Origin of the sequence: Pseudomonas vlassakiae (assembly GCF_014269035.2) — a bacterium.
Classification (GTDB): Bacteria; Pseudomonadota; Gammaproteobacteria; order Pseudomonadales; family Pseudomonadaceae; genus Aquipseudomonas; species Aquipseudomonas vlassakiae.
On record NZ_JABWRP020000016.1, the window covers coordinates 13,648 to 37,671 of the forward strand.

Sequence of the window (24,024 nt, forward strand, 5' to 3'; positions counted from 1 at the left end):
AGCCCACAATACGTACTTGCGCCCCACAAAAAAAACCCCGCCGAAGCGGGGTTTCTTTTCTCACAAGCATCGATGCTTAGATCGCGCCACGCTGCCGCAGCACATCCAGCACCTGCTTCACACCTTCCTCAACACTGGTGCTCTGGGTGTCGATCACCAGGTCAGCATCCAGCGGCACGTCGTACGGGAAGCTTTCACCCGGGATGTTGTCGCCACCGGCTGCGTACAGGCCCTGTGGGTCACGCTCACGGCACGCCAGCGGCGAGGCCTGAACGTAGACGGTCACCAGGCGCTCCTTGCCGATCAGCGCCTTGGCCTGTTCACGGCCTTCGGCATCCGGGGCGACGAACGCCGCCAGGGTCAGCAAGCCAGCTTCGTTGAACTGGCGCGCCACATGGGCGGCGCGGCGCCAGTTCTCGGTGCGGCCGGCGCGGTCCTGTGGCAGGCCCTTGTTCAGGTCGTGGCGCAGGTTCTGGCCATCGAGCACGTATACCGCACGGCCCATGTCGAACAGCTTGCGCTCAACGGCATAGGCCAGGGTGCTCTTGCCAGCGCCGGACAGGCCGCTGAACAGCACGGTGGCCGGCTGCTGGCCGAAACGCAGGGCGCGCTCTTCGGTGGACACGTGAGCGAGCTTGCCATGCTGCCCGGCGCCGCCGTGCGGCAGGACTGGCGGCGCGATGATCATGCCGGCGCCGACGGTGCCGTTGGTCAGGCGGTCGATGACGATGAACGCACCAGTGGTGCGGTTGCTCTCGTAACCGTCCAGGGCAATCGCGGCGTCCAGGGCAACCTTGACGCGGCCGATCTCATTCAACTGCAGCGCGCTGGCAGCGCCCTGCTCCAGGGTGTTCACATCGACTCTGTGGGTGATACTGGCAATCGAGCCAGGCACATAGCTGGTGGCGCGCTTGATGTCGTACTTCTTGCCCGGGAGCATCGGCTCCTCGGCCATCCACACCAGCATGGCGTCGAACTGGTCGGTGACTGGCGGTACGTTGTCGGCGTGTACCAGCAGGTCGCCACGGGAGATGTCGATCTCGTCTTCCATGGTCAGGGTCACGGCCTGGCCCGGGCCGGCGTTTTCCAGTTCACCTTCGTAGGTGACGATGGACTTGACCCGGCTGCTCTTGCCCGACGGCAGCACGACCACTTCGTCACCCTTGTGCACCACGCCGCTGGCGATGGTGCCAGCGAAGCCGCGGAAGTTCAGGTTCGGGCGGTTGACGTACTGCACCGGGAAGCGCAGGTCGGTGACGTTGCGGTCGGCCGACACTTCGACGGTCTCGAGGATTTCCATCAAGGTCGGGCCGGCGTACCAAGGCGATTGCTCGCTGTGGTTGACCACGTTGTCGCCCTTGAGCGCCGACATCGGCACGAAGTGCAGGCTGCTTGGCTTCAGGTTGATGGCCTCGGCGAACTTCAGGTAGTCGGCCTTGATCGACTCGAACACGCCTTCGTCGAAGCCCTTGAGGTCCATCTTGTTGACTGCGACCACGATGTGCTTGATGCCCAGCAGCGAGGCGATGTAGCTGTGGCGACGGGTCTGGGTCTGCACGCCGTAGCGGGCATCGACCAGGATGATCGCCAGGTCGCAGGTGGACGCGCCGGTGGCCATGTTGCGGGTGTACTGCTCGTGGCCCGGGGTGTCGGCGATGATGAACTTGCGCTTGGCGGTCGAGAAGTAGCGATAGGCGACATCGATGGTGATGCCCTGCTCGCGCTCGGCCTGCAAGCCGTCTACCAGCAGCGCCAGGTCGACTTCTTCGCCGGTGGTGCCGACTTTCTTCGAATCACGGGTGATGGCCTCGAGGTGGTCCTCGTAGATCATCTTCGAGTCGTGCAGCAGGCGCCCGATCAGGGTGCTCTTGCCGTCATCCACGTTACCGCAGGTGAGGAAACGCAGCAGTTCTTTACGCTCGTGCTGAGCCAGATAAGCGAGGATATCTTCGCTGATCAAATCGGATTGGTGCGACATGGAGTGACCCTGAAAATTAGAAGTAGCCCTGACGTTTCTTGTCTTCCATGGAACCGGCGCCATCGTGGTCGATGACTCGGCCCTGGCGCTCGGAAGTGCGCGTCAGGAGCATTTCCTGAATGATGTCGGTGAGCGTCTCGGCTTCCGACTCGACAGCGCCCGTCAGCGGGTAGCAGCCGAGGGTACGGAAACGCACCTTCTTCTTGACGATGCGCGCCTTTTCTTCCTCGGAAAGATGCTCGAGGATGCGATCGTCGTCGATCATGATCAGGGTGCCGTTCTTTTCGATGACTTCACGCTCGGCGGCGAAGTACAGCGGCACGATCGGGATGCCTTCGAGGTAGATGTACTGCCAGATATCCAGCTCGGTCCAGTTCGACAGCGGGAAGACGCGGATCGACTCGCCCTTGTTGACCTTGCCGTTGTAGACGTTCCACAGTTCCGGGCGCTGGTTCTTCGGGTCCCAGCGGTGCTTGCTGTCACGGAACGAATACACGCGCTCCTTGGCCCGGGACTTCTCTTCGTCGCGGCGCGCGCCACCGAAGGCGGCGTCGAAACCATGCTTGTCCAGCGCCTGCTTGAGGCCCTGGGTCTTCATGATATCGGTGTGCTTGGAGCTGCCATGGGTGAATGGGTTGATGCCCTGCGCCACACCCTCAGGGTTGACGTGGGTGATCAGCTCCAGGCCCATTTCCTCGACCATCTTGTCGCGGAAGCGGTACATCTCCTGGAATTTCCACTGGGTGTCGACGTGCATCACCGGGAACGGCAGCTTGCCCGGGAAGAAGGCCTTGCGCGCCAGGTGCAGCATCACGGCGGAATCCTTGCCGATCGAGTACAGCATCACCGGGTTGTCGAACTCGGCGGCCACCTCGCGGATGATGTGGATGCTTTCCGCCTCCAGCTGTTTCAAGTGCGTCAGTTTGTCGACCATGGCTACTCACGAAAAACGATCTTATGGACGGCCTGCGGGCCGTGTTCGAGCGAGCCACTTTATCACAGCGGCTGCTTCTATTTAGGAGGCGGGCTAGATCGAAAAAGTCTAACGATATGACTGGGGGTTTGGGGCTGGCAGGCCCGGCCCTTCGCGGATAAACCCGCGCCTACAGGGACCGCGCCGCCTTGGAGGTTGACGCCGAACCTGTGGAAGCCGGCGACACCGATATCAGATCGGATTCGGGCAATCGATGAACAGGTGCTCGAGGGCAAAGCGCCGCGCCAGGTAGTCACCCAGGGCTTGCACTCCATAGCGCTCGGTAGCATGGTGCCCGGCAGCAATGAAGCTGACGCCATTCTCGCGGGCGCTGTGATAGGTCTGTTCGGACGCCTCGCCCGTGAGGTACAGGTCAACTCCCGCAGCGATCGCCGTGTCGATGTAGCCCTGCCCGCCCCCGGTGCACCAGCCCACCCTGCGGATCATCGCGTCACCTTCAACCAGCAATGGCTCACGCCCGAGCACTTCCTGCACCCGACGGGCAAAATCGCGCGCGGTCACCGGTTCCGCCAGCGAACCGACCAGCCCGACCACCTTGGGGTTCTCCGGGTCCAGCGGGCCTTCGACGGTGATGTCCAGTTGCCGCGCCAGCTGCACGTTGTTGCCGACTTCAGGGTGCACATCCAGCGGCAGGTGAAACGCCAGCAGGCTGATGTCGTGCTTGAGCAGGGTCTTCAGCCGGCGCTGTCGGATCCCGGTCACGCAGGGGTTCTCGCCCTTCCAGAAGTAGCCATGGTGCACCAGGATCAGGTCGGCCTCGGCTTCGACCGCGGCATCCAGCAAGGCCTGGCTGGCGGTGACGCCGCTGACGATGCGGCTGACCTGTGGCCGGCCCTCGACTTGCAGGCCATTGGGGCAATAGTCCTGGATCTTCGCGCTGCCCAGGTAGCGTTCGGCTTCCTCGACCAGGGTGTTGAGAGCGACGGCCATGAAAATCTCCTCGAAATCTGCGCTTTTCACGGGCGCAACGCCTGCAGAACGCCCGTATAATGCGGGCCATTATGGGCCGTCGCCGGCATCGGGGGAACCGGTGTATGATCGCGCGCGCTCATGCCCCATTGCGCGGCCACCGGCCCCCGCTCTTTCCAGGACTCGTTCATGTTCAAGGCGTTGCGTTACTTTGGCTGGCCCCTGCTTACCGGTATTCTGATCGCCGTACTGATCATCCAGCGCTACCCGGAGTGGGTCGGTCTGCCCAGCCAGGACGTCAACCTGCAGCAAGCTCCGCAAACCACGCGGATCATGCAGGGCCCGGTGTCCTACGCCGACGCCGTGACCCTCGCCGCCCCGGCCGTGGTCAACCTCTACACCACCAAGGTGGTGAACAAGACCGCCCACCCGCTGTTCGAAGACCCGCAGTTCCGCCGCTTCTTCGGCGACAACCTGCCCAAGCAGCGCCGCTGGGAGTCGAGCCTGGGCTCGGCGGTGATCATGAGCCCCGAGGGCTACCTGCTCACCAACAACCACGTCACCAGCGGCGCCGACCAGATCGTCGTGGCCCTGAAAGACGGCCGTGAAACCCTGGCACGGGTGATCGGCAGCGACCCGGAAACCGACCTGGCGGTGCTGAAGATCGACCTGAAGAACTTGCCAGCCATCACCATCGGCCGCTCCGACAACATCCACATCGGTGATGTGGTACTGGCCATCGGCAACCCGTTCGGCGTTGGCCAGACCGTGACCATGGGCATCATCAGTGCCACCGGCCGCAACCAGCTGGGCCTGAACAACTACGAAGACTTCATCCAGACCGACGCGGCCATCAACCCGGGTAACTCCGGGGGTGCACTGGTCGACGCCAATGGCAACCTGGTCGGCATCAACACCGCGATTTTCTCCAAGTCCGGCGGTTCCCAGGGCATCGGCTTCGCCATTCCGATCAAGCTGGCACTGGAGGTGATGAAGTCGATCGTCGAGCATGGCCAGGTGATCCGTGGCTGGCTGGGCATCGAAGTGCAGCCGTTGAGCCAGGAGCTGGCTGAATCGTTCGGCATGCAGGGCCGCCCGGGCATCGTGGTAGCCGGAATCTTCCGCGACGGCCCGGCGCAGAAGGCCGGGCTGCAGCTGGGCGATGTGATCCTGAGCATCAACGGTGAACCGGCCGGTGACGGGCGCAAGTCGATGAACCAGGTGGCGCGGATCAAGCCGACCGAGAAGATCACCATCGAGGTGATGCGCAATGGTCAGCAGCTCAAGCTGATTGCCGAGGTGGGGCTACGACCACCACCGGCGCCGAGCCCGGCGAAGGAAGAGAACTGAAAAAAAGGGGCCGCATGCGCGGCCCCTTTTTTCATTGCGTATATCAGTGCAGGATCTGGCTGAGGAACAGTTTGGTCCGGTCACTGCGCGGGCGGTCGAAGAAGTCATCCGGCGCCGCCTGCTCGACGATTTCCCCTTTGTCCATGAAGATCACCCGGTTCGCCACGGTGCGGGCAAAGCCCATTTCGTGGGTCACACAGAGCATGGTCATGCCGTCCTCGGCCAGGCCGACCATGGTGTCGAGCACTTCCTTGACCATTTCCGGGTCCAGCGCCGAGGTCGGCTCGTCGAACAGCATGATCTTCGGCTTCATGCACAGCGCCCGGGCAATCGCCACACGCTGCTGCTGGCCACCCGAGAGCTGCCCTGGGAACTTGTGCGCCTGCTCCGGAATGCGTACCCGCTCAAGGTAGTGCATGGCGATTTCCTCGGCCTTGCGCCGAGGCATCTTGCGCACCCACATCGGTGCCAAGGTGCAGTTTTCCAGAATGCTCAGGTGCGGAAACAGGTTGAAATGCTGGAACACCATGCCCACCTCTCGGCGGATCGCTTCGATCTGCTTGAGGTCGTTGGTCAGTTCCACGCCGTCGACCACGATGCGGCCCTGCTGGTGTTCTTCCAGGCGGTTGAGGCAGCGGATGGTGGTCGACTTGCCTGAGCCGGATGGCCCGCACAGGACGATGCGCTCGCCCTGGCGCACGTTCAGGTTGATGTCCTTGAGCACATGGAACTGGCCGTACCACTTGTTCACGCCCTGCATCTGGATGATGCCTTCGGGGCCGGCAGGCTGCTTGATCGCTTCACTCATTTCGAAACTCCTAACGCTTGTGGCCAGTGTCCAGCTTGCGCTCCAGGTGCATGGAGTAGCGGGACATACCGAAACAGAAAATCCAGAACACCAGGGCGGCAAACACGTAGCCCTCGGTGGCCATGCCCAGCCAGGCCGGGTCAGCGGCGGCTTGCTTGACGCTGTTGAGCAGGTCGAACAGGCCGATGATGATCACCAGGCTGGTGTCCTTGAACAGGGCGATGAAGGTGTTGACGATGCCGGGGATCACCAGCTTGAGCGCCTGCGGCAGAATCACCAGGCCCATCGAGCGCCAGTAGCCCAGGCCCATGGCAGCGGCGGCTTCGTACTGACCCTTGGGGATGGCCTGCAGGCCTCCGCGGACCACCTCGGCGACATAGGCCGACTGGAACAGGATCACCCCGATCATCGCCCGCAGCAGCTTGTCGAAGCTCATGCCTTCCGGCAGGAACAACGGCAGCATCACCGACGACATGAACAGCACGGTGATCAGCGGCACGCCACGCCAGAACTCGATGAAGGTCACGCAGACCACCTTCACCGCCGGCATCTTCGAGCGCCGGCCTAGGGCGAGCAGGATACCCAGTGGCAAGGCGCCGACGATCCCCACGGTGGCGATCACCAGGGTCAGCATCAGGCCGCCCCACTGGCTGGTGGCGACATTGCTCAGGCCCAGCACGCCGCCATGCAGCAGGGTGTAGGCGATGATCGGATACAGCACCAGAAAGCCCAGGCCGTAGAAGGCCTTGCGCGGGAAGCGCTTGATGAACAGCGGTGCCGCACCGAGCACGGCCAGCCACACGGTGAGGTCGACACGCCAGCGCAGCTCGGCCGGGTAGTAGCCGTACATGAACTGGCCGAAGCGCTGCTGCACGAACACCCAGCAGGCGCCCGACCGGGTGCAGTCGGCGCGGGTGGTGCCGACCCAGTTGGCGTCGATCAACGCCCAATGCACCAGCGGTGGCACGATCAGCCACACCAGGTACACGGCGAACACGGTCAGCAGGGTGTTGAGCCAGCTGGAGAACAGGTTTGCACGCATCCATGCGAGCACGCCGACGGTTTTCACCGGTGGCGGCATGTCGGGTTTGAAAACATGAGCATTCACGGGCGTATCCTCACCGCTCGATCAGCGCGATGCGCTTGTTGTACCAGTTCATCAGCAGCGAAATGCTGATGCTGATGGCGAGATAGACACTCATGGTGATCGCGATCACCTCGATGGCCTGGCCGGTCTGGTTGAGCACGGTACCGGCGAACAGCGAGACCATCTCCGGGTAACCGATACCGGCCGCCAGTGACGAGTTCTTCGCCAGGTTCAGGTACTGGCTGGTCAGTGGCGGAATAATCACCCGCAGTGCCTGGGGGATGATCACCTTGCGCAGGGTCGGGCCGTCGCGAAGGCCAAGCGAGTGGGCCGCTTCGGTCTGGCCGTGGCTCACCGAACGAATGCCGGAACGCACGATCTCGGCAATGAACGCCGCCGTGTAGATGGTCAACGCCAGGGTCAGCGCCAGCAGTTCGGGGATCAACACCCAGCCACCGACGAAGTTGAAGCCCTTGAGCTGCGGCACCTCCCAATGCACCGGGCTGCCGAACAGCAGCGCGCAGGCGCCTGGAATGGCGATGAACAGCGCAAGCCCTGCCCAGAACTTGTGGAACGGCTCGCCGGTCGCATCGAAGCGTTTGTTGGCATAACGCACCATCACCACGATCGCCACCAGCGCCAGCACCAGGGCGGCCACGAACGGCCAGAAGCCGTCGGCCATCGAGGCACCCGGCATGTTCAGGCCACGGTTACTGATGAAGAAGGTGTCGTCGATGTTGATGCTGCCCCTTGGCCCCGGCAGGGTCAGGAACACAGCGAAGTACCAGAACAGGATCTGCAGCAACGGCGGAATGTTGCGGAAGGTTTCCACATACACGGTCGCCAGCTTGCTGATCATCCAGTTCGGCGACAACCGCGCCACGCCGATGACGAAGCCGAGGACGGTCGCCAGGATCACCCCGATGAACGTCACCAGCAGGGTATTGAGCAGGCCGATGACGAACACCCGCGCATAGCTGTCGGACTCCACGTAGGGAATCAGGTGCTGGGCGATGCCGAAACCGGCGCTACGCTCGAGAAAGTCGAAACCCGAGGTAATGCCCCGATGTTGCAGGTTGGTCTGGGTATTGTGGAAGAGGTACCAGCCCAGCCCCACCACAAAGGCGATCGTGACAATCTGGAACAGCCAGGCACGCACGCGCGGGTCGTTCAGGGAAAGGCCCTTGGGTGCGCCAATTTGATTTTGCATGAAGTGCCCCGAAAAATAGGGATCCGAACAACCTGCAGCGGCGGGATGCCGCCGCAGGGTGCAGCCATCAGCGCACAGGTGGCGCGTACTGGATGCCGCCGTTGTTCCACAGGGCGTTCATGCCACGGTCGATCTTCAGGTCGGTGCCCTGGCCCAGGTTCTTCTCGAACACTTCGCCGTAGTTACCGACTTGCTTGACGATCTGTACCACCCAGTCTTTGGGCAGCTTGAGGTCCTTGCCGTATTCACCGTCCGCACCCAGCAGGCGGGCGACGTCCGGGTTCTTGGTGGCCTTGGCTTCGGCCTCGACGTTCTTCGAGGTGATGCCGGCCTCTTCGGCGTTGAGCATGGCGAACAGGGTCCACTTGACGATGCTGAACCATTCTTCGTCGCCTTTACGCACCACCGGGCCGAGCGGCTCCTTGGAGATGGTTTCCGGCAGTACCACGTAGTCGGTCGGCGCGGCCAGCTTGGAGCGCTGGGCGAACAGTTGCGACTTGTCCGAGGTCAGTACGTCGCAACGGCCGGATTCCAGCGACTTGGCACTTTCGTCGGAAGTGTCGAAGGTGATCGGGGTGTACTTCAGGCCGTTGGCCCGGAAGAAGTCCGACACGTTCAGCTCGGTGGTGGTACCGGCCTGGATGCAGATGGTCGCACCGTCGAGTTCCTTGGCGCTGGAAACGCCGAGCTTTTTATTGACCAGGAAGCCAACGCCGTCGTAGTAGGTCACGCCAGCGAACACCAGGCCCATGCCGGCATCGCGCGAGCTGGTCCAGGTGGTGTTGCGCGACAGCACGTCGACTTCGCCCGACTGCAGCGCGGTGAAGCGTTCCTTGGCGTTGAGCTGGCTGAACTTGACCTTGGTCGCGTCGCCGAATACGGCAGCGGCCACGGCGCGGCAGACATCGGCGTCGATACCGACGATCTTGCCCTGCGCATCAGGTACCGAGAAGCCTGGAAGACCGTCGCTCACGCCACACTGGACGAAGCCCTTCTTCTTTACCGCATCGAGGGTGGCGCCGGCCTGGGCGGTGCTCACGGCGCCCAGTGCAGCGGCAGCGGTCAGGACTGCCAGGGTGGTTTTCAACATCTTCATTCACAACCTCCAAATCGCTCTTGTTGTACGAGCCGGAATTGCACCGCACCCTTATGAGGCGCATCCGACCCTTGTTGGCTTGTTATTGGGTCAATTGGCGCAATGGGCTGTTCTGTGACAGCCTTCGCGTGCAGAGGGTGTTACCGTCACGGCCCGCCCTTTGCATCGAATGAAGAATTGCAAAGCGCGTACCAGATTTGCTGGCTGTAGCGTTTAAGCGCTCGTCAAGTAGGGAAAGTTGTATCGTTGCGACATTCTTTTTCCGACAATCAATTGCAGCGCCTTCTTTTCACGCACGGCCTAATAACATCCGCACTCTTTCGGAGCAGTCATGACCAACCCGTTGATTCTCGAACCTCAGAAAACCGCTGACGCCTGTGTGATCTGGTTGCACGGTTTGGGTGCCGACCGTTACGACTTCCTACCTGTTGCCGAATTCATGCAGGAACGGCTGACCAGCACCCGCTTCGTGATGCCGCAGGCACCGACCCGTCCAGTGACCATCAACGGCGGCTACGCCATGCCCAGCTGGTATGACATCAAGGCCATGACCCCGGCCCGCGCCATCGACGAAGCACAGCTGGAAGCATCAGCCGAGCAGATCATCGGTTTGATCAAGGCCGAGCAGGCCAAGGGCATCAACCTGTCGCGGATCTTCATCGCCGGTTTCTCCCAAGGTGGCGCGGTGGTGCTGCACACTGCCTATATAAAGTGGCAAGAAGCGCTGGGCGGAGTGATCGCCCTGTCCACCTACGCCCCGACCTTCACCGATGGCCACCAGCTGAGCGCCTGCCAGCAACGCACCCCGGCCCTCTGCCTGCATGGCGTGCACGACTCGGTGGTGATTCCGTCCATGGGCCGCACCGCGTTCGAATACCTCAATACCTGGGGTGTCGCCGCGCGCTGGCATGAATACCCGATGGAGCACGAGGTGGTGGTCGAAGAACTGAGCGATATCCACGACTGGCTGAGCAAGCAATTGCAATAAGCCCGAGCATTTGTAGTTGTGGGAGTTTTCCGCTACGCCGCGCCCAAATCTTGCTTTACACTGCCCGGCGTACATTCCTTAACCAGTTGATGAGACGATCGTGCTCAAGGCACTCAAGAAAATATTCGGCAAAGGAGACGCTGCGGCACAGCCCGCCGCTCCTGCTGCCAGCGTGACGCCGACGGCGCCCGCCCCCACTGCCGAGGCCCGGCCCGCGCCGAAACCGGCCGCGCCCCGCGCCAAGCCCACCGCCAAAGCAGAAGCACCCGCCCACGTGGCAGCGCCTGCCGACAAGCCGGCCAAGGACAAACCACGCCGCGAACGCAAGCCAAAGCCCCAGGCGAGCCTGTGGAAGCCGGAAGACTTCGTGGTCGAGCCGCAAGAGGGCAAGACCCGCTTCCACGACTTCAAGCTCTCCAACGAGCTGATGCACGCCATCCACGACCTCGGTTTCCCTTACTGCACGCCGATCCAGGCGCAGGTACTGGGTTATACCCTGGCCGGCCAGGACGCCATCGGCCGCGCCCAGACCGGTACCGGCAAGACCGCGGCATTCCTGATTTCGATCATTTCCCAGCTGCAGCAGACGCCGCCGCCCAAAGAGCGCTACATGGGCGAGCCTCGTGCGCTGATCATCGCGCCAACCCGCGAGCTGGTGGTGCAGATCGCCAAGGACGCCGTTGCCCTGACCAGGTACACCGGCCTGAACGTGATGAGCTTCGTTGGCGGCATGGACTTCGACAAGCAGCTCAAAGCGCTGGAAGCCCGTCATTGCGACATTCTGGTGGCCACCCCGGGCCGCCTGCTGGACTTCAACCAGCGCGGCGAGGTGCACCTGGACATGGTCGAGGTGATGGTGCTGGATGAAGCCGACCGCATGCTCGACATGGGTTTCATCCCCCAGGTGCGGCAGATCATCCGCCAGACCCCGCCGAAGAGCGAACGCCAGACCCTGCTGTTCTCCGCCACCTTCACCGACGACGTGATGAACCTGGCCAAGCAGTGGACCACCAACCCGGCGATCGTCGAGATCGAGCCGGAGAACGTCGCCAGCGAAACGGTCGAACAACACGTCTACGCGGTGGCCGGCAGCGACAAGTACAAACTGCTTTACAACCTGGTTACCCAGAACAACTGGGAACGGGTGATGGTGTTTGCCAACCGCAAGGACGAGGTACGGCGCATCGAGGAAAAACTCGTGCGCGACGGTATCAATGCCGCGCAGTTGTCCGGTGACGTACCGCAGCACAAGCGTATTCGCACCCTGGAAAACTTCCGCGAAGGGCGCATCACCGTGCTGGTGGCCACTGATGTGGCCGGGCGCGGGATCCACATCGACGGCATCAGCCACGTGATCAACTTTACCCTGCCGGAAGACCCGGACGACTATGTGCACCGCATTGGCCGTACCGGCCGCGCGGGCACCAGCGGCGTGTCGATCAGCTTTGCCGGTGAGGATGATTCCTACCAGCTACCGGCGATCGAAGAGCTGCTGGGGCGCAAGATCAAGTGCGAGATGCCGCCAGATGAGCTGCTCAAACCGGTGCCGCGCAAGCACCATTGAGTCAGCGCGGCAGTTACCGGCGCAGTCTTTCTGTGCCGGCTCCCCCTGCAGCTTTTCGCTGGCGCCGCCCCGCTCACAGGGAAAAGCTCACACCTTATAGAGTACCAGCGGTTTGGCGATAGTCGGCGGCTCCTCATCAGCCAGCTGAAACCGCCATGAAGCAACTTCGTCTCGCCCTGTGCTCACGCGTTCTGGCGGTGCTCGCTACCCTGACTTGCGCCCAGATAGATGCTGCATCAGACACCGTTCGCTTTTACAACTGGTACCAGTTGATCGATCCACAGACCCTGCAAACATTCGAACGGCAGACTGGAACACGGCTTATCCTCGATACATTCGCCAGCATCGAGATCATGCTTGCCAAAGTCATGACGGGCGGCAGCGGCTATGACCTCACGATGGCCACTGACCATGCATTGCCAGCTTTGATCAGCGCGGGTGCCTTGCAGAAGCTCGACACCAGCAAGCTAAAGAACTGGCAGCACCTGGACCCGGATGTGCTGGATAAATTGCAGGCCAATGACCCTGGCAACCAGTATGCCGTCCCCTATCTGATTGGTACCACCGGCATCGGATACAACGCAGAACTCGTGGCTCGGGTGCTCGGAGATGAAGCACCTGTCGACTCCTGGGACCTGATATTCAAAGAAGAAAACATAGCGAAACTGAGCGAGTGTGGCGTAGCCATGCTCGACTCCGCAGCGGAAATCATGCCGATAGCCATGCATTATCTGGGCTTGCCGGATAACAGCGAAAAACCGGAGCATTACGCACAAGCTCAGGCGCTGCTGATGAAGATCCGCCCGCATGTACGTTACTTCGATTCGAGCAAGTTCGTAACAGACCTGATCAATGGTGAGTTATGCGCCGTGATCACCTGGAGCGGGGGCATTCATGATGCCAGGCGGATCCTTGAGGAGAACGGTATCAAGCGCGATCTACGCTATCGCATTCCCAAGGAAGGCGCGCCAATCTGGACTGAAAACCTGGTAATGCTCAAGGATGCGGGCAACCCGCAGGCCAGCCTGGCATTGATCGATCATTTGATAGGTGCCGATGTCGCCACCGTCAACTCGACTTATCTCGGATACCCGAACGCCAATTCAACCTCCAGAGCATTACTGGAGCCGACCGTTCAAGCCAACCGCCTGGACCAGCCATCGCCCGGGGTCATGAACAGGCTATTTCCATTGAAAGCACTGCCACATGCTGCCGAACGTATCCGTACCCGAGCATGGAGCAGAATAAAAACAGGCAGTTGAACCACCCGGCTCAAGGCTGCGTCAACTACCAGCGCCCCGCCGCATCCTGGTCACTCTGCTTGCCTTCCACCCACCTCGGCCCTTCCTGGGTATTTTCCTTCTTCCAGAACGGCGCCCGGGTCTTCAGGTAGTCCATGATGAAATTGCAGGCGTCGAATGCCGCCTGCCGATGGGCACTGGCCACGCCGACAAAGACGATCGGCTCACCCGGCTCCAGCGCACCGATGCGGTGCAGCACTTCGACCTTGAGCAACGGCCAGCGCTGCTCGGCCTCGACCACGATCTTGGCCAGAGCCTTCTCGGTCATGCCTGGGTAATGTTCGAGGAACATCCCCGCCACTTCCCGACCGTCGTTGAAATCGCGGACATAGCCGACAAAACCGACCACGGCACCAACGCCGACATTGGCCGCATGCATGGCATTGACCTCGGCCCCCGGGTCGAACGCCCCGTGTTGCACTCGCACTGCCATGTTCAGCCTCCGGTCACCGGCGGGAAGAACGCCACTTCATCGCCCTCTTCCAGCGGCTCGTCGAGCTTGCACAGCTCTTCGTTGCGCGCACTCATGAGGTTCTGTTCGGCCAGCACCGCATACTGCCCACCTTTGGCCACCAAGGCCTGGCGCACATCGTCGACCACGTTGAACTCGCCTTCCAGGCGCTCGGCATCAACGCCCAGCAATTCACGGTAACGGGCGAAGTACATCACCTTGACCTTCATTACGCCTCCACCTTGTAGTGCCCACTTTTGCCGCCGATTTTTTCCAGCAGGCGCACCTGTTCGATGACCATGCCCTTGTCCACCGCCTTGCACATGTCATAGATCGTCAGCGCAGCGACGCTGGCGGCAGTCAGCGCTTCCATCTCGACGCCGGTCTGGCCGGCCAGCTTGCAGCGGGCGAGGATACGCACCGCGTCCTGGCCTTCGGCGCTCAGTTCGACCTTGACGCTGGTGAGCATCAGCGGGTGGCACAGCGGGATCAGGTCACTGGTCTTCTTCGCCGCCTGGATGCCGGCAATGCGCGCCACGGCGAACACATCGCCCTTGGGATGCTCGCCGTCGACGATCATCTGCAAGGTCTGCGGCAACATGCGCACCCGCGCCTCGGCCACGGCCTCGCGCTCGGTCACGGCCTTTTCAGTGACGTCGACCATGTTGGCGCGCCCCTGGGAATCAAGATGAGTCAGCACTGCTCTGCTCCTGTGAAGGGAACGGAGAGTGTAAACCCGTGGGTCAGGTTTGCGCAGCGGAAAAAAGCCGGGCGGCGGGCCGCCCGGCCGGGAGCGCTACAGGTGAGATTCGGCGTACTCGGCCAACACCGAGCGTGGCACACCCTGCAAGGTGATGTGCACGCCATGGGGGAAGTCCTTGAAACGCTCGGTCAGATAGGTCAGCCCCGAACTGGTCGCGGACAGGTAAGGCGTGTCGATCTGCGCCAGGTTGCCCAGGCACACCACCTTGGAACCGGAGCCGGCCCGGGTGATGATGGTCTTCATCTGGTGCGGCGTGAGGTTCTGGCACTCGTCGATCAGGATCAGGCTCTGCTGGAAGCTGCGCCCACGAATGTAGTTCAGCGACTTGAACTGCAGCGGAACGCGTTCGAGGATGTATTCGACGCTGCCATGGGTGCTTTCATCGTCCATGTGCAAGGCTTCCAGGTTGTCGGTGATGGCACCCAGCCAAGGCTCCATCTTTTCCGCCTCGGTGCCCGGCAGGAAGCCGATCTCCTGGTCCAGCCCCTGCACGCTGCGGGTGGCGATGATGCGCCGGTAGCGCTTGCTGACCATGGTCTGCTCGATGGCCGCGGCCAGGGCCAGGATGGTCTTGCCGGAGCCGGCAGCGCCGGTCAGGTTGACCAGGTGGATGTCCGGGTCGAGCAAGGCGAACAGCGCCAGGCTCTGATGAATGTCCCGCGGCTTCAGGCCCCAGGCTTCCTGGTGCAGCAAGGGTTCCTGGTGCAGGTCGAGCAATAGCAGTTCGTCGTTGCGAATGCCTTTTACCCAGCCGACAAAACCCTGCTCATCAATGATGAACTCGTTGATATGCACGGCCGGCAGGTTATCGATCATCTGCACCCGATGCCAGGTGCGGCCACGCTCCTGGCGGGTATCGACTTTGCTGACCCGGTCCCAGAACGAGCCGGTGACCGAGTGATAGCCCTTGGACAGCAGCGAGACGTCGTCAACCAACTGGTCGGTACTGTAGTCCTCGGCCGCGATCCCGCAGGCGCGCGCCTTCAGGCGCATGTTGATGTCTTTGGTAACCAGCACCACGTCCAGGTCGGTGCGCCGGCTGCGTACTTCGAACAGGGTGTTGATGATGATGTTGTCGTTGAGGTTTTCCGGCAGCAACTTGCTGGGTTCGTTGCGCGGGCTCATCAGGATCGACAGGTAGCCCTTGGCGCCGCTCTTGCCACGCTGGATCGGTACGCCCTGCTCGACATCGCTGGGCGAAGCGTCACCGAGGGTCTGGTCGATCAGGCGGATGGCCTGGCGACATTCGGCGGCGATGGTCTGTTTACCGGTCTTGAGCTTGTCGAGTTCCTCCAGCACCGTCATCGGAATGGCGACGTGATGCTCCTCGAAGTTGAGTAATGCGTTGGGGTCGTGAATCAGGACGTTGGTATCGAGCACATAGAGGATTGGCTTGCTGGAGGAAGGGTTGCGTCCTTGGTCATCCATACTCGGTCACCTTATGTCGAAGCCACACGGCACGCTCTGTGTGCGCCGCAGAGTGACCGCCGTTCTCCCCGTATCCGCGTTGCTACGGGCGGGAAGCGTACCTGGCAAGGTGGGCCTGGATGACGCCACCTGTGCTGCAGGAATCGGCTGTCTGGTTTCTTCATACCGCAAAAGCCATGACCGAAAAAAGCATTTTTACGAGATTTTGAAGTTTATTTTTCCGATTGACGAAGAGCGCTTGGCGGCAGCACCAGACGAGACTACAGTCAGAAGTCATACCCTCTATTCGCGATAGGCGTAATCGCGGCAACCCTCCCAGCCAATGCCGCTTTGCGCGGTATTGTGCAGCAACCACTCGACCGCCGTCCGAGCCTTGGGCAGGCTGTCATGGAACTGGATCACTCCCTTGCGCCATAACAGCATCAGGGTTATCACCCGCTGGGCCGACGCTTCGGCAGTCAGCGCGCCATCATCCTGAGCGTCGATGTCCCATAGCGAAACCCGCAGCTGCTGGCTAGCCATGAACGCTTCGGCGTCAGCCCGGCGCTGCCCATAAGGCGGGCGGAACAGTGGCACGTATTGCTCCGGCAGGTCGGCCTGAACCCGCGCCTGGGCGCGTTTGATCGAATCCTGCCAGCCCTGCCACTGGGCGTGGGAGCGATATTCCCAGCCCTGGATGCCCACGCATTGGCCGGCGTAAAGATCGGTCAGCGCGTTGGCCGTGCCGGCATCGCGCCGCTGCTGCAGGCGATTGCCCAGGACAAAGAAGGTGCCCTGCAGCTTCTGCTTGCGCAGGTACTCGGTGAGTTCATCGGTACTTGCGCCATCAGGCCCGGGGCCACCGACGAAGGTCAGCAGAAACAGGCGGTCGTTCAGCTCATCGCCATTGCGCTCGCGGCTGGACAGGCGTTCGACCTCGCTGCTGGTCTGCGGTAACAACGCTGCCTTGCGCAACTGCTCATCCAGGTAACGGACATGGAACTGATGGCTCGGCTCGATCCAACCGGTATAGAACGTGCCGACATCGGCAGCGAATGTCGCCGCCTTGGTGCGCAAATCGGCCATTGACTCCAGCAGATAGCAGAACGAGGCGTCTTGCTCGCAACTGCGCTGGGCCTGCTGGTAGCCCTGCCACAAACGCTGCCACATCTGCGCACGCACAGCGCGAATCTTCTGCAGGTTGATCTGCCGCAAACCCAGCCGCGCAGCCAGTGTGGCATCGTCGAGCAGCTCGCTTTCATGCAGGACTCGGGCAAACGACAGGATCTCGGCCCGCGAGGCGACGTCGAACAGCACCGGGCTATCCAGTTGCTCGGGCCACTGGCTGCGGTCCAGGCTGGCCGGGGGCACGGGGGCGGCCTGGGCGGCCAAGCTCAACAAGGTGGCCAGCAAGGCCCCGGCAATGCGCACGATCAATCTCTCCGTGACAGCCAAAACGCGCACTATAACGCCTGCTCTGACGATGGTCTGTGACTATTGTCGCCATAGTTTGGCGTTCCTGGCCGCGAACCGTAGAATTCCCCGCAACGATTTCAGGAGCCGACCCGATGCTGACGGTGATTTCCCCCGCCAAGACTCTCGACTATGACACCGCGCCGGTGACCGAGCGCTTCACCCTGCCGCAATACCTGGACGATTCCCAGGAACTGATCCTGCAGCTGCGCGAACTGTCGCCCGCGCAGATCAGCGAGCTGATGCACCTGTCCGACAAGCTCGCCGGCCTCAATGCCGCACGCTTCGGCAGCTGGACCCCTGATTTCACTCCGGCCAACGCCAAGCAGGCACTGCTGGCCTTCAAAGGTGACGTGTATACCGGCCTGGATGCCGAAACCCTGAGTGAAGACGACTTCAGCCATGCCCAGGAGCACCTGCGCATGCTCTCCGGCCTGTATGGCCTGCTGCGTCCCCTCGACCTGATGCAACCCTACCGCCTGGAGATGGGCACCAAGCTGGCCAACGCCCGCGGCAAGGACCTGTATGCCTTCTGGGGCACGCGCATCAGCGAATGGCTGAACCAGGCGCTGGCCGACCAAGGCGACGACCTGCTGCTGAACCTGGCCAGCAACGAGTACTTCAGCGCCGTGAAACGCAGCGCACTGAAGGCCCGGGTAATCAACGTCGACTTCAAGGACCTGAAGAACGGCCAGTACAAGATCATCAGCTTCTATGCCAAGAAGGCCCGCGGCATGATGAGCCGCTTCGTCATTCAGGAGCGGGTCAACGACCCGGAGCAACTCAAGCAGTTCGACGTGCAGGGTTACTACTACAGTGCCGAGCAGTCCAAGCCGGATCACCTGGTGTTCCTGCGCGATCACCCGGCCGAATGATCAAGATCGGAGCCATCTGGCGGCTCCGGCGCAATCAGCACGTAACCACTTTCCAGGCCCTGGACTTCGACCCCCTGCACCCCTGCCGGACCGGCCGTGACCGGTACTTTGCGCGGCGCCTGGGTTTCGTCGGCCCGTTGCCCGTGGGCTCATCGGCCAGCAGAATCGGTGGTTGTGTAATCAAAGCCCTGGCAACTGCCACTCGCTGACGCTGGCCACCGGACAGATCGGCAGGGCGATATTTCACCCGATGCTCCAGGCCGACCTTCTCCAGCTCAACCTTGGCGGCCTGCCGAGCCGAAGCCAGCCGGATGCCACGATAGCTCAACGGCAACGCAACATTGTCCAGCACGGACAGCCTTGGCAGCAGGTTGAAACTCTGGAACACGAAACCAAGCAGGCGATTACGGGTGATGGCACGCTGGTCGTCATCAGCGTGTGCCAGTTCACGCCCATCCAGGACCAGGCGCCCGTGACAGGGCTGGTCAAGGAGACCAATCAGGTTGAGCAACGTGCTTTTGCCAGATCCGGATGCACCGATGATGGCGCATGACGGGCCTGCGGGGAGAGATAACGATACGTCCTGCAGGACGGCTTCGCCTCCGAGACGGCGGGTGATGCCGTGCAGTGCAATAAACGGGGTCATCCTTTCTTGCCCGTCTCATCAATCGCATCGAGGGTGGGGTCAAACGGCTTCAAGGACGACTGCTCATCTGTTCTCCACTGTTTAACTACCATGTCGACCAATGAAGTATTGAACGATGGCCACTCCACTTCCTGCAAAGATAGCTGCATCATGATAGTGGCCTCGTAGTTCCCATACTCTGCAACTTCTATTGGCGGCAATGAATTATAGAAGTCAAGAATTTCGCGCAAACCCTGATCAGTACGTCCCGTCAGCTTATATTCAGCATTCATCTTGCCAATAATGGAATTTGCCCACTGATTATGCTGATCTGTTTTTTCCATCAATGCTGCACGGCGTTCACTCACGGTGAAGGCTCCGCTGTCATCATGCACAATCAGGCTGAGTTGTTCACGAGGCAGCCCTTTGAAGGGATTTTCTCCTTTTCCCTTGGCAAAATCATTCGCCTGCCGAGCGCGCTCAAGCCACTCCTCATCTTCCGTATCAGGCAACTGCGAATCAAAAAAATCCTTTGCCAATGAATAGGTTAGACCTCCAATGCGGTCCATGATCCGCACAGCCAGATCGGCCAATTCCTCGCGCGAAAGTCGACTGTCACGCTGTGCTGCCTCCGCGGCGGCAGCACTTAGTTTCCTGGCCAAACTAGACAGTTGCTCTTCTGGACCGTCCGACCGAGCGACAGGATGTTGAGTGTTCTGAATTACTACTTCATCCGCCTGCCTGATAATTGGCAGCGCACCTGACTCACTACGCGGGACAGAGCGACCCTTGATGATATCCATCAGTTAAACCTCGCTATACAAGACCGGATCGAACCCAAGCACTGCCTTGCTTATCAAGGCAGTGCACGGTTGGGCTGATTGTCACTTCATGGTGAATTCAACTTTCCATGAGTAATCTGCGGACGTACTTGTAATTGTCGCTGTACAGATCGCTCCGCCGCTAGGAGTTGCCGTTTTGGTCCATTCAGGCTGTTTGATTCCTCCAGGTAACGTTCGCATCTGGAATGTCGTGCCGAAGGCACAGGTCTTCCCGCCGATCGTGTACCGGATCATCGCGGCATTCACATCCGGGCTGACAACCCGCTGAACGCGCATTGAAGTCGACGATGCGGCCTGAATCGTCTTGGTGGGTTGTGGGTTTGCTATCTGGTAGGTACTGGTTTCATTGGAGGTCACCAATTTCATGGTCGCAGCTTGCGTCCCGAGATTCTTGATGATCACTTCAACGGGCGGCCCAGCCTGGACCATCCCAGCCAGCAGCAGCGATACCCCGCCGATCAGCACCTGTGTTGTTTTCTTCATAAGCTTTATCCCGTCTCTTCCGTGTTATCTGGTGGATGAGACGCCCTCGCGGGCCAGTGGCCTGAGGCTGCCCAAGACGCTCCGTCGTACATGGACAGCTCAACGGAGCGTCCAAAGGGAATAACGGCAGCCCCGGAAAAAGCCTTAGATTTCGTGAGGCCTTTGTGTGTTACTGGATATGTGACAACCAACGCCCCATTGCGGGGCGGTTGTCCAAATGCCGGAAAGTCAAGAAACAGGCGCCATAAAAACGACACAGACAGGCTTATCGCCAACCGTCATAAGACCGTTCGTGCTTTTTTGACGGATTTCGAAAAAATTTTTTCCATGATGGCACTCCAACATCCTGCTCCGACCATGTCCTTTATATACGGGGGCGAAACTGCAACGTGCTATCAGTTTGAAAGTATTAGCTACTGAAAAATTATTTAAAAATCTTTCATCGAAGCGGAACCCACCTCGGAACTTCTCCCACGCCCCATCGCTCATAGTGCCGTAACGAATTTCCTGCCCCTGCGGTGTGAGAAATGACTTACAGATGACAACCGGCAGGTATCACTACCCGCTTCGATAATCTGGCAGACGCAACGGGAACCCCCGCAGGCGCTGCCCAAAGAGGAGTAACGCGCCCTTTCAAACTCGTCCTAGTGGTTGATTTCAAAGGATTTTTCCACTTGAAAAAACAAGCACAGCATGGCGCCAAGTAGCGCTTTGCAATAAAGACGGCTGCATTACAGGGCACGCCTTTTAAGTACTGGCTTAATACTGCCAACTTTTAGTGCACAACTTTGTGCGCGACGGATTTATTCATGCCTGCGCTCGGCGAAGTGAGCTTTCGCCCATGGATCCGTGCGCCTGAAAACTGTTGTTAATCAACCCAGTCCGGCTCTTCCCGGAAGAGCTGGCGTGATAAACACATGAGGTGATAGCGATGCGTATCAGCATCTTTGGTTTGGGTTATGTGGGTGCGGTCTGTGCAGGCTGCCTGACGGCGCGAGGTCATGACGTGATTGGTGTGGACGTGTCCAAGACCAAGATCGACCTGATCAACCAGGGCAAGTCGCCCATCGTCGAACCTGGCCTGGAAGCACTGCTGCAACAAGGCATCGCCAACGGCCGCCTGCGTGGCACCACCGACTTCGCCGAGGCCATCCGCGCCAGCGACGTGTCGATGATCTGTGTCGGTACCCCGAGCAAGAAGAACGGCGACCTGGGCCTGGAGTACATCGAGTCGGTGTGCCGCGAAATCGGCTACGTGCTGCGCGACAGCGAGCGTCGCCACACCATCGTGGTCCGCAGCACCGTGCTGCCGGGCACCGTGAAGAACGTGGTGATCCCGATTCTCGAAGACTGCTCGGGCAAGAAGGCCGGTACCGACTTCGGTGTTGCCGTGAACCCGGAGTTCCTGCGTGAAAGTACCGCGATCAAGGACTACGACCACCCACCGATGACGGTCATCGGTGAACTGGACAAGGCCAGCGGCGACGTGCTGCAAGCCCTGTACGAAGAGCTCGACGCGCCGGTCATCCGCAAGCCGATCGAAGTGGCCGAGATGATCAAGTACACCTGCAACGTGTGGCACGCCACCAAGGTCACCTTTGCCAACGAGATCGGCAACATCGCCAAGGCGGTCGGCGTGGATGGCCGTGATGTGATGGAAGTCGTCTGCCAGGACAAGGTGCTGAACCTGTCGCAGTACTACATGCGCCCTGGCTTCGCCTTCGGCGGCTCGTGCCTGCCGAAAGACGTGCGCGCCCTCACCTACCGCGCCGCTTCCCTGGACGTGCGTGCACCGCTGCTCGACTCGCTGATGCGCAGCAACGAATCGCAGGTGCAGAACGCCTTCGAGCTGATCGAAGCCCACGACAAGCGCAAGGTCGCCCTGCTCGGCCTGAGCTTCAAGGCAGGCACCGACGACCTGCGCGAAAGCCCGCTGGTGGAACTGGCCGAACGCCTGATCGGCAAGGGCTACCAGTTGGATATCTACGACGAGAACGTCGAGTACGCCCGCGTCCACGGGGCGAACAAAGAGTACATCGAGTCGAAGATCCCGCACGTCTCGTCGCTGCTCAACGCCGACTTCCAGAAGGTCATCGACAACGCCGACATCATCGTCCTGGGCAACCGTGACGAGCAGTTCCGCGCCCTTGCCGAGCAAGCGCCGGAAGGCAAGCAGGTGATCGACCTGGTCGGCTTCATGAGCAAGCCAACCTGCACCACCAGCCGTACCGAAGGCATTTGCTGGTAATGCCCGACCGGGCAGCGGTGGCCTCCCCACCATCGCTGCCCACCCTTTCCCGAATTCTCGACGGATGCTGAACATGCAAAGGCTCCAGACAGTGCTGTTGCAGTGCGCCGGGTGGCTGCTCTACATGAGCCTGCTCATGCTGATCGCCCTGGCCCTGCCAGCCGATATCTTCGACTCGCAGTCGAAGCACTTCATCTTCCTGGTCGGCGCAGTCGGCATCTGGCGCTATTCCATGGGCGCCACCCACTTCATCCGCGGCATGATCTTCCTCTACGGCGTCTACCCGTATCTGCGCCGCAAAGTGCAGAAGATGGGCGACTCCGCCGCGCCATCGCACGTGTACCTGATGGTCACCAGCTTCCGTATCGAAGCGCTGACCACCGCCCAGGTGTACAGCTCGGTGATCCGCGAAGCGATCGAATGCGGCTACCCCACCACCGTGGTCTGCTCGCTGGTGGAGATGTCCGATGAACTGCTGGTCAAGAGCCTGTGGGCCCGCTACAACCCGCCCGCACACGTCAAACTGGACATCGTGCGCATTGCCGGTACCGGCAAGCGCGACGGCCTGGCCTACGGGTTCCGCGCCATCTCGCGGATGCTGCCTGATGAAAACGCCGTGGTCGCGGTGATCGACGGCGACACCGTGCTCGGCGAAGGCGTAGTGCGCAAGACCGTGCCGTGGTTCAAGCTGTTCCCCAACGTCGGCGGCCTGACCACCAACGAGTTCTGCGAAGTGCGCGGCGGCTACATCATGAGCGAGTGGCACAAGCTGCGTTTCGCCCAGCGCCACATCAACATGTGCTCGATGGCCCTGTCCAAGCGCGTGCTGACCATGACCGGGCGCATGTCGATGTTCCGCGCCAGCGTCGTGACCAACCCTGAGTTCATCGCCGACGTCGAAAGCGACTCGCTGATGCACTGGCGCCTGGGCCGCTTCAAGTTCCTCACCGGTGACGACAAGTCCAGCTGGTTCAGCCTGATGCGCCTGGGCTACGACACCTTCTACGTGCCAGACGCCGCGATCAACACGGTCGAGCACCCACCAGAGAAGAGCTTCTTCAAGGCCAGCCGCAAGCTGATGTACCGCTGGTACGGCAACAACCTGCGCCAGAACTCACGTGCACTGGGCCTCGGCCTGCGCCGCCTGGGCCTGTTCACCAGCATCGTGCTGTTCGACCAGCGCGTGTCGATGTGGACCAGCCTGCTCGGGCTGACCGTGGCGGTGATCGCCAGCCTCAAGTTCGGCATGGGCTACCTGCTGGTGTACCTGCTGTGGATCGGCATCACCCGCCTGATCCTCACCGTCATGCTGCTGTGCTCCGGCCACAACGTCGGCCCGGCCTATCCGCTGATTCTCTATTACAACCAGATCGTCGGCGCGCTGATGAAGATCTACGTGTTCTTCCGCCTCGACAAGCAGTCCTGGACCCGCCAACCGACTGCCCTCAAGCGTGACCTCGCCAGTTTTCAACAATGGTTCAACACCTGGTCCTCGCGGACCATGACCTTCTCGGCTGCCAGCATCTTCGTCGCTGTGCTGTTCATGGTCGTGTGAGCCCAACCCGGATCGGA

Annotated in this window: 22 protein-coding genes; 7 read left to right on the forward strand and 15 right to left on the reverse strand. The window is 61.0% G+C overall.

The window, feature by feature from the left end:
* Positions 1–76: 76 nt before the first annotated feature.
* The 3 genes from cysN to HU738_RS19485 form a co-directional block, all read right to left on the reverse strand.
* Complete coding sequence (gene cysN / locus HU738_RS19475; RefSeq protein ID WP_186601247.1) at positions 77–1,978, reverse strand: sulfate adenylyltransferase subunit CysN; 1,902 nt, start codon at positions 1,976–1,978, stop codon at positions 77–79.
* Between the two features lie 16 nt (positions 1,979–1,994).
* A complete protein-coding gene (gene cysD, locus HU738_RS19480) occupies positions 1,995–2,912 on the reverse strand; it encodes a sulfate adenylyltransferase subunit CysD (protein WP_054884652.1) in 918 nt (305 codons plus the stop codon).
* 231 nt (positions 2,913–3,143) lie between these two features.
* Complete coding sequence (locus HU738_RS19485; RefSeq protein WP_186601246.1) at positions 3,144–3,902, reverse strand: Nif3-like dinuclear metal center hexameric protein; 759 nt, start codon at positions 3,900–3,902, stop codon at positions 3,144–3,146.
* 168 nt (positions 3,903–4,070) lie between these two features.
* On the opposite strand from HU738_RS19485, the gene algW reads away from it, so the two are divergent.
* Positions 4,071–5,231, forward strand: coding sequence for a Do family serine endopeptidase AlgW (gene algW, locus HU738_RS19490; protein WP_099815830.1), 1,161 nt, complete (start codon positions 4,071–4,073; stop codon positions 5,229–5,231).
* Positions 5,232–5,274: 43 nt separating this feature from the next.
* Here the strand turns inward: algW and HU738_RS19495 are convergent, their stop codons facing one another.
* The 4 genes from HU738_RS19495 to HU738_RS19510 form a co-directional block, all read right to left on the reverse strand.
* Entirely contained in the window at positions 5,275–6,039 is a 765-nt protein-coding gene (locus tag HU738_RS19495; protein ID WP_027918029.1) for an amino acid ABC transporter ATP-binding protein, read from the reverse strand.
* A gap of 10 nt (positions 6,040–6,049) precedes the next feature.
* Positions 6,050–7,147: an amino acid ABC transporter permease gene (locus HU738_RS19500; RefSeq protein ID WP_186601245.1), complete on the reverse strand. Its 1,098-nt coding sequence runs from the start codon at positions 7,145–7,147 to the stop codon at positions 6,050–6,052.
* Between the two features lie 10 nt (positions 7,148–7,157).
* Positions 7,158–8,336, reverse strand: a complete 1,179-nt coding sequence (locus HU738_RS19505) for an amino acid ABC transporter permease (RefSeq protein WP_186601244.1) — start codon at positions 8,334–8,336, stop codon at positions 7,158–7,160.
* 67 nt (positions 8,337–8,403) lie between these two features.
* The gene (locus tag HU738_RS19510; RefSeq protein ID WP_176508291.1) at positions 8,404–9,432 is read right to left on the reverse strand and encodes an amino acid ABC transporter substrate-binding protein; all 1,029 of its coding nucleotides are present in this window, start codon (positions 9,430–9,432) and stop codon (positions 8,404–8,406) included.
* 331 nt (positions 9,433–9,763) lie between these two features.
* Here HU738_RS19510 and HU738_RS19515 point away from each other — a divergent pair, with 331 nt between their 5' ends.
* From HU738_RS19515 to HU738_RS19525, 3 genes are all read left to right on the forward strand, one after another.
* Positions 9,764–10,420, forward strand: a complete 657-nt coding sequence (locus tag HU738_RS19515) for an alpha/beta hydrolase (protein ID WP_186601243.1) — start codon at positions 9,764–9,766, stop codon at positions 10,418–10,420.
* A gap of 100 nt (positions 10,421–10,520) precedes the next feature.
* Entirely contained in the window at positions 10,521–11,984 is a 1,464-nt protein-coding gene (gene rhlB, locus HU738_RS19520; protein WP_186601242.1) for an ATP-dependent RNA helicase RhlB, read from the forward strand.
* Between the two features lie 155 nt (positions 11,985–12,139).
* Positions 12,140–13,246 carry an extracellular solute-binding protein gene (locus HU738_RS19525; protein ID WP_186601241.1) on the forward strand — a complete coding sequence of 369 codons (1,107 nt, stop codon included), beginning with the start codon at positions 12,140–12,142 and terminating at the stop codon, positions 13,244–13,246.
* Positions 13,247–13,271: 25 nt separating this feature from the next.
* On the opposite strand, the gene moaE is transcribed toward HU738_RS19525, so the two are convergent.
* From moaE to HU738_RS19550, 5 genes are all read right to left on the reverse strand, one after another.
* Positions 13,272–13,718, reverse strand: coding sequence for a molybdopterin synthase catalytic subunit MoaE (gene moaE, locus HU738_RS19530; protein ID WP_186601240.1), 447 nt, complete (start codon positions 13,716–13,718; stop codon positions 13,272–13,274).
* A gap of 2 nt (positions 13,719–13,720) precedes the next feature.
* Positions 13,721–13,966, reverse strand: a complete 246-nt coding sequence (gene moaD, locus HU738_RS19535; protein WP_176508284.1) for a molybdopterin converting factor subunit 1 — start codon at positions 13,964–13,966, stop codon at positions 13,721–13,723.
* On the reverse strand, positions 13,966–14,436 hold the full coding sequence (moaC, locus tag HU738_RS19540; RefSeq protein WP_186601239.1) for a cyclic pyranopterin monophosphate synthase MoaC: 471 nt from the start codon (positions 14,434–14,436) through the stop codon (positions 13,966–13,968). Before moaC ends, moaD begins: the two co-directional genes overlap by 1 nt.
* Positions 14,437–14,532: 96 nt before the next feature.
* Positions 14,533–15,927 carry a PhoH family protein gene (locus tag HU738_RS19545; protein WP_176508283.1) on the reverse strand — a complete coding sequence of 465 codons (1,395 nt, stop codon included), beginning with the start codon at positions 15,925–15,927 and terminating at the stop codon, positions 14,533–14,535.
* A 282-nt stretch (positions 15,928–16,209) separates the two neighbouring features.
* Positions 16,210–17,337 (reverse strand): polysaccharide deacetylase family protein, encoded by a 1,128-nt coding sequence (locus tag HU738_RS19550; protein WP_176508281.1) that lies wholly within the window; start codon positions 17,335–17,337, stop codon positions 16,210–16,212.
* A 137-nt stretch (positions 17,338–17,474) separates the two neighbouring features.
* On the opposite strand from HU738_RS19550, the gene yaaA reads away from it, so the two are divergent.
* Entirely contained in the window at positions 17,475–18,254 is a 780-nt protein-coding gene (gene yaaA, locus HU738_RS19555; protein WP_186601238.1) for a peroxide stress protein YaaA, read from the forward strand.
* Between the two features lie 34 nt (positions 18,255–18,288).
* Here the strand turns inward: yaaA and HU738_RS19560 are convergent, their stop codons facing one another.
* The 3 genes from HU738_RS19560 to HU738_RS19570 all read right to left on the reverse strand — a co-directional run bounded on the left by HU738_RS19560 (position 18,289) and on the right by HU738_RS19570 (position 20,204).
* Positions 18,289–18,900 carry an ABC transporter ATP-binding protein gene (locus HU738_RS19560; RefSeq protein ID WP_186601237.1) on the reverse strand — a complete coding sequence of 204 codons (612 nt, stop codon included), beginning with the start codon at positions 18,898–18,900 and terminating at the stop codon, positions 18,289–18,291.
* Positions 18,897–19,682, reverse strand: coding sequence for a hypothetical protein (locus HU738_RS19565; RefSeq protein ID WP_186601236.1), 786 nt, complete (start codon positions 19,680–19,682; stop codon positions 18,897–18,899). The genes HU738_RS19560 and HU738_RS19565 overlap by 4 nt, the downstream gene beginning before the upstream one ends.
* A gap of 81 nt (positions 19,683–19,763) precedes the next feature.
* Positions 19,764–20,204: a hypothetical protein gene (locus HU738_RS19570; protein WP_186601235.1), complete on the reverse strand. Its 441-nt coding sequence runs from the start codon at positions 20,202–20,204 to the stop codon at positions 19,764–19,766.
* A 931-nt stretch (positions 20,205–21,135) separates the two neighbouring features.
* Here HU738_RS19570 and HU738_RS19575 point away from each other — a divergent pair.
* Positions 21,136–22,452, forward strand: coding sequence for a nucleotide sugar dehydrogenase (locus HU738_RS19575; RefSeq protein WP_176508267.1), 1,317 nt, complete (start codon positions 21,136–21,138; stop codon positions 22,450–22,452).
* Between the two features lie 73 nt (positions 22,453–22,525).
* Positions 22,526–24,007, forward strand: coding sequence for a glycosyltransferase family 2 protein (locus HU738_RS19580; protein ID WP_186601234.1), 1,482 nt, complete (start codon positions 22,526–22,528; stop codon positions 24,005–24,007).
* The last annotated feature ends 17 nt before the right edge of the window (positions 24,008–24,024 follow it).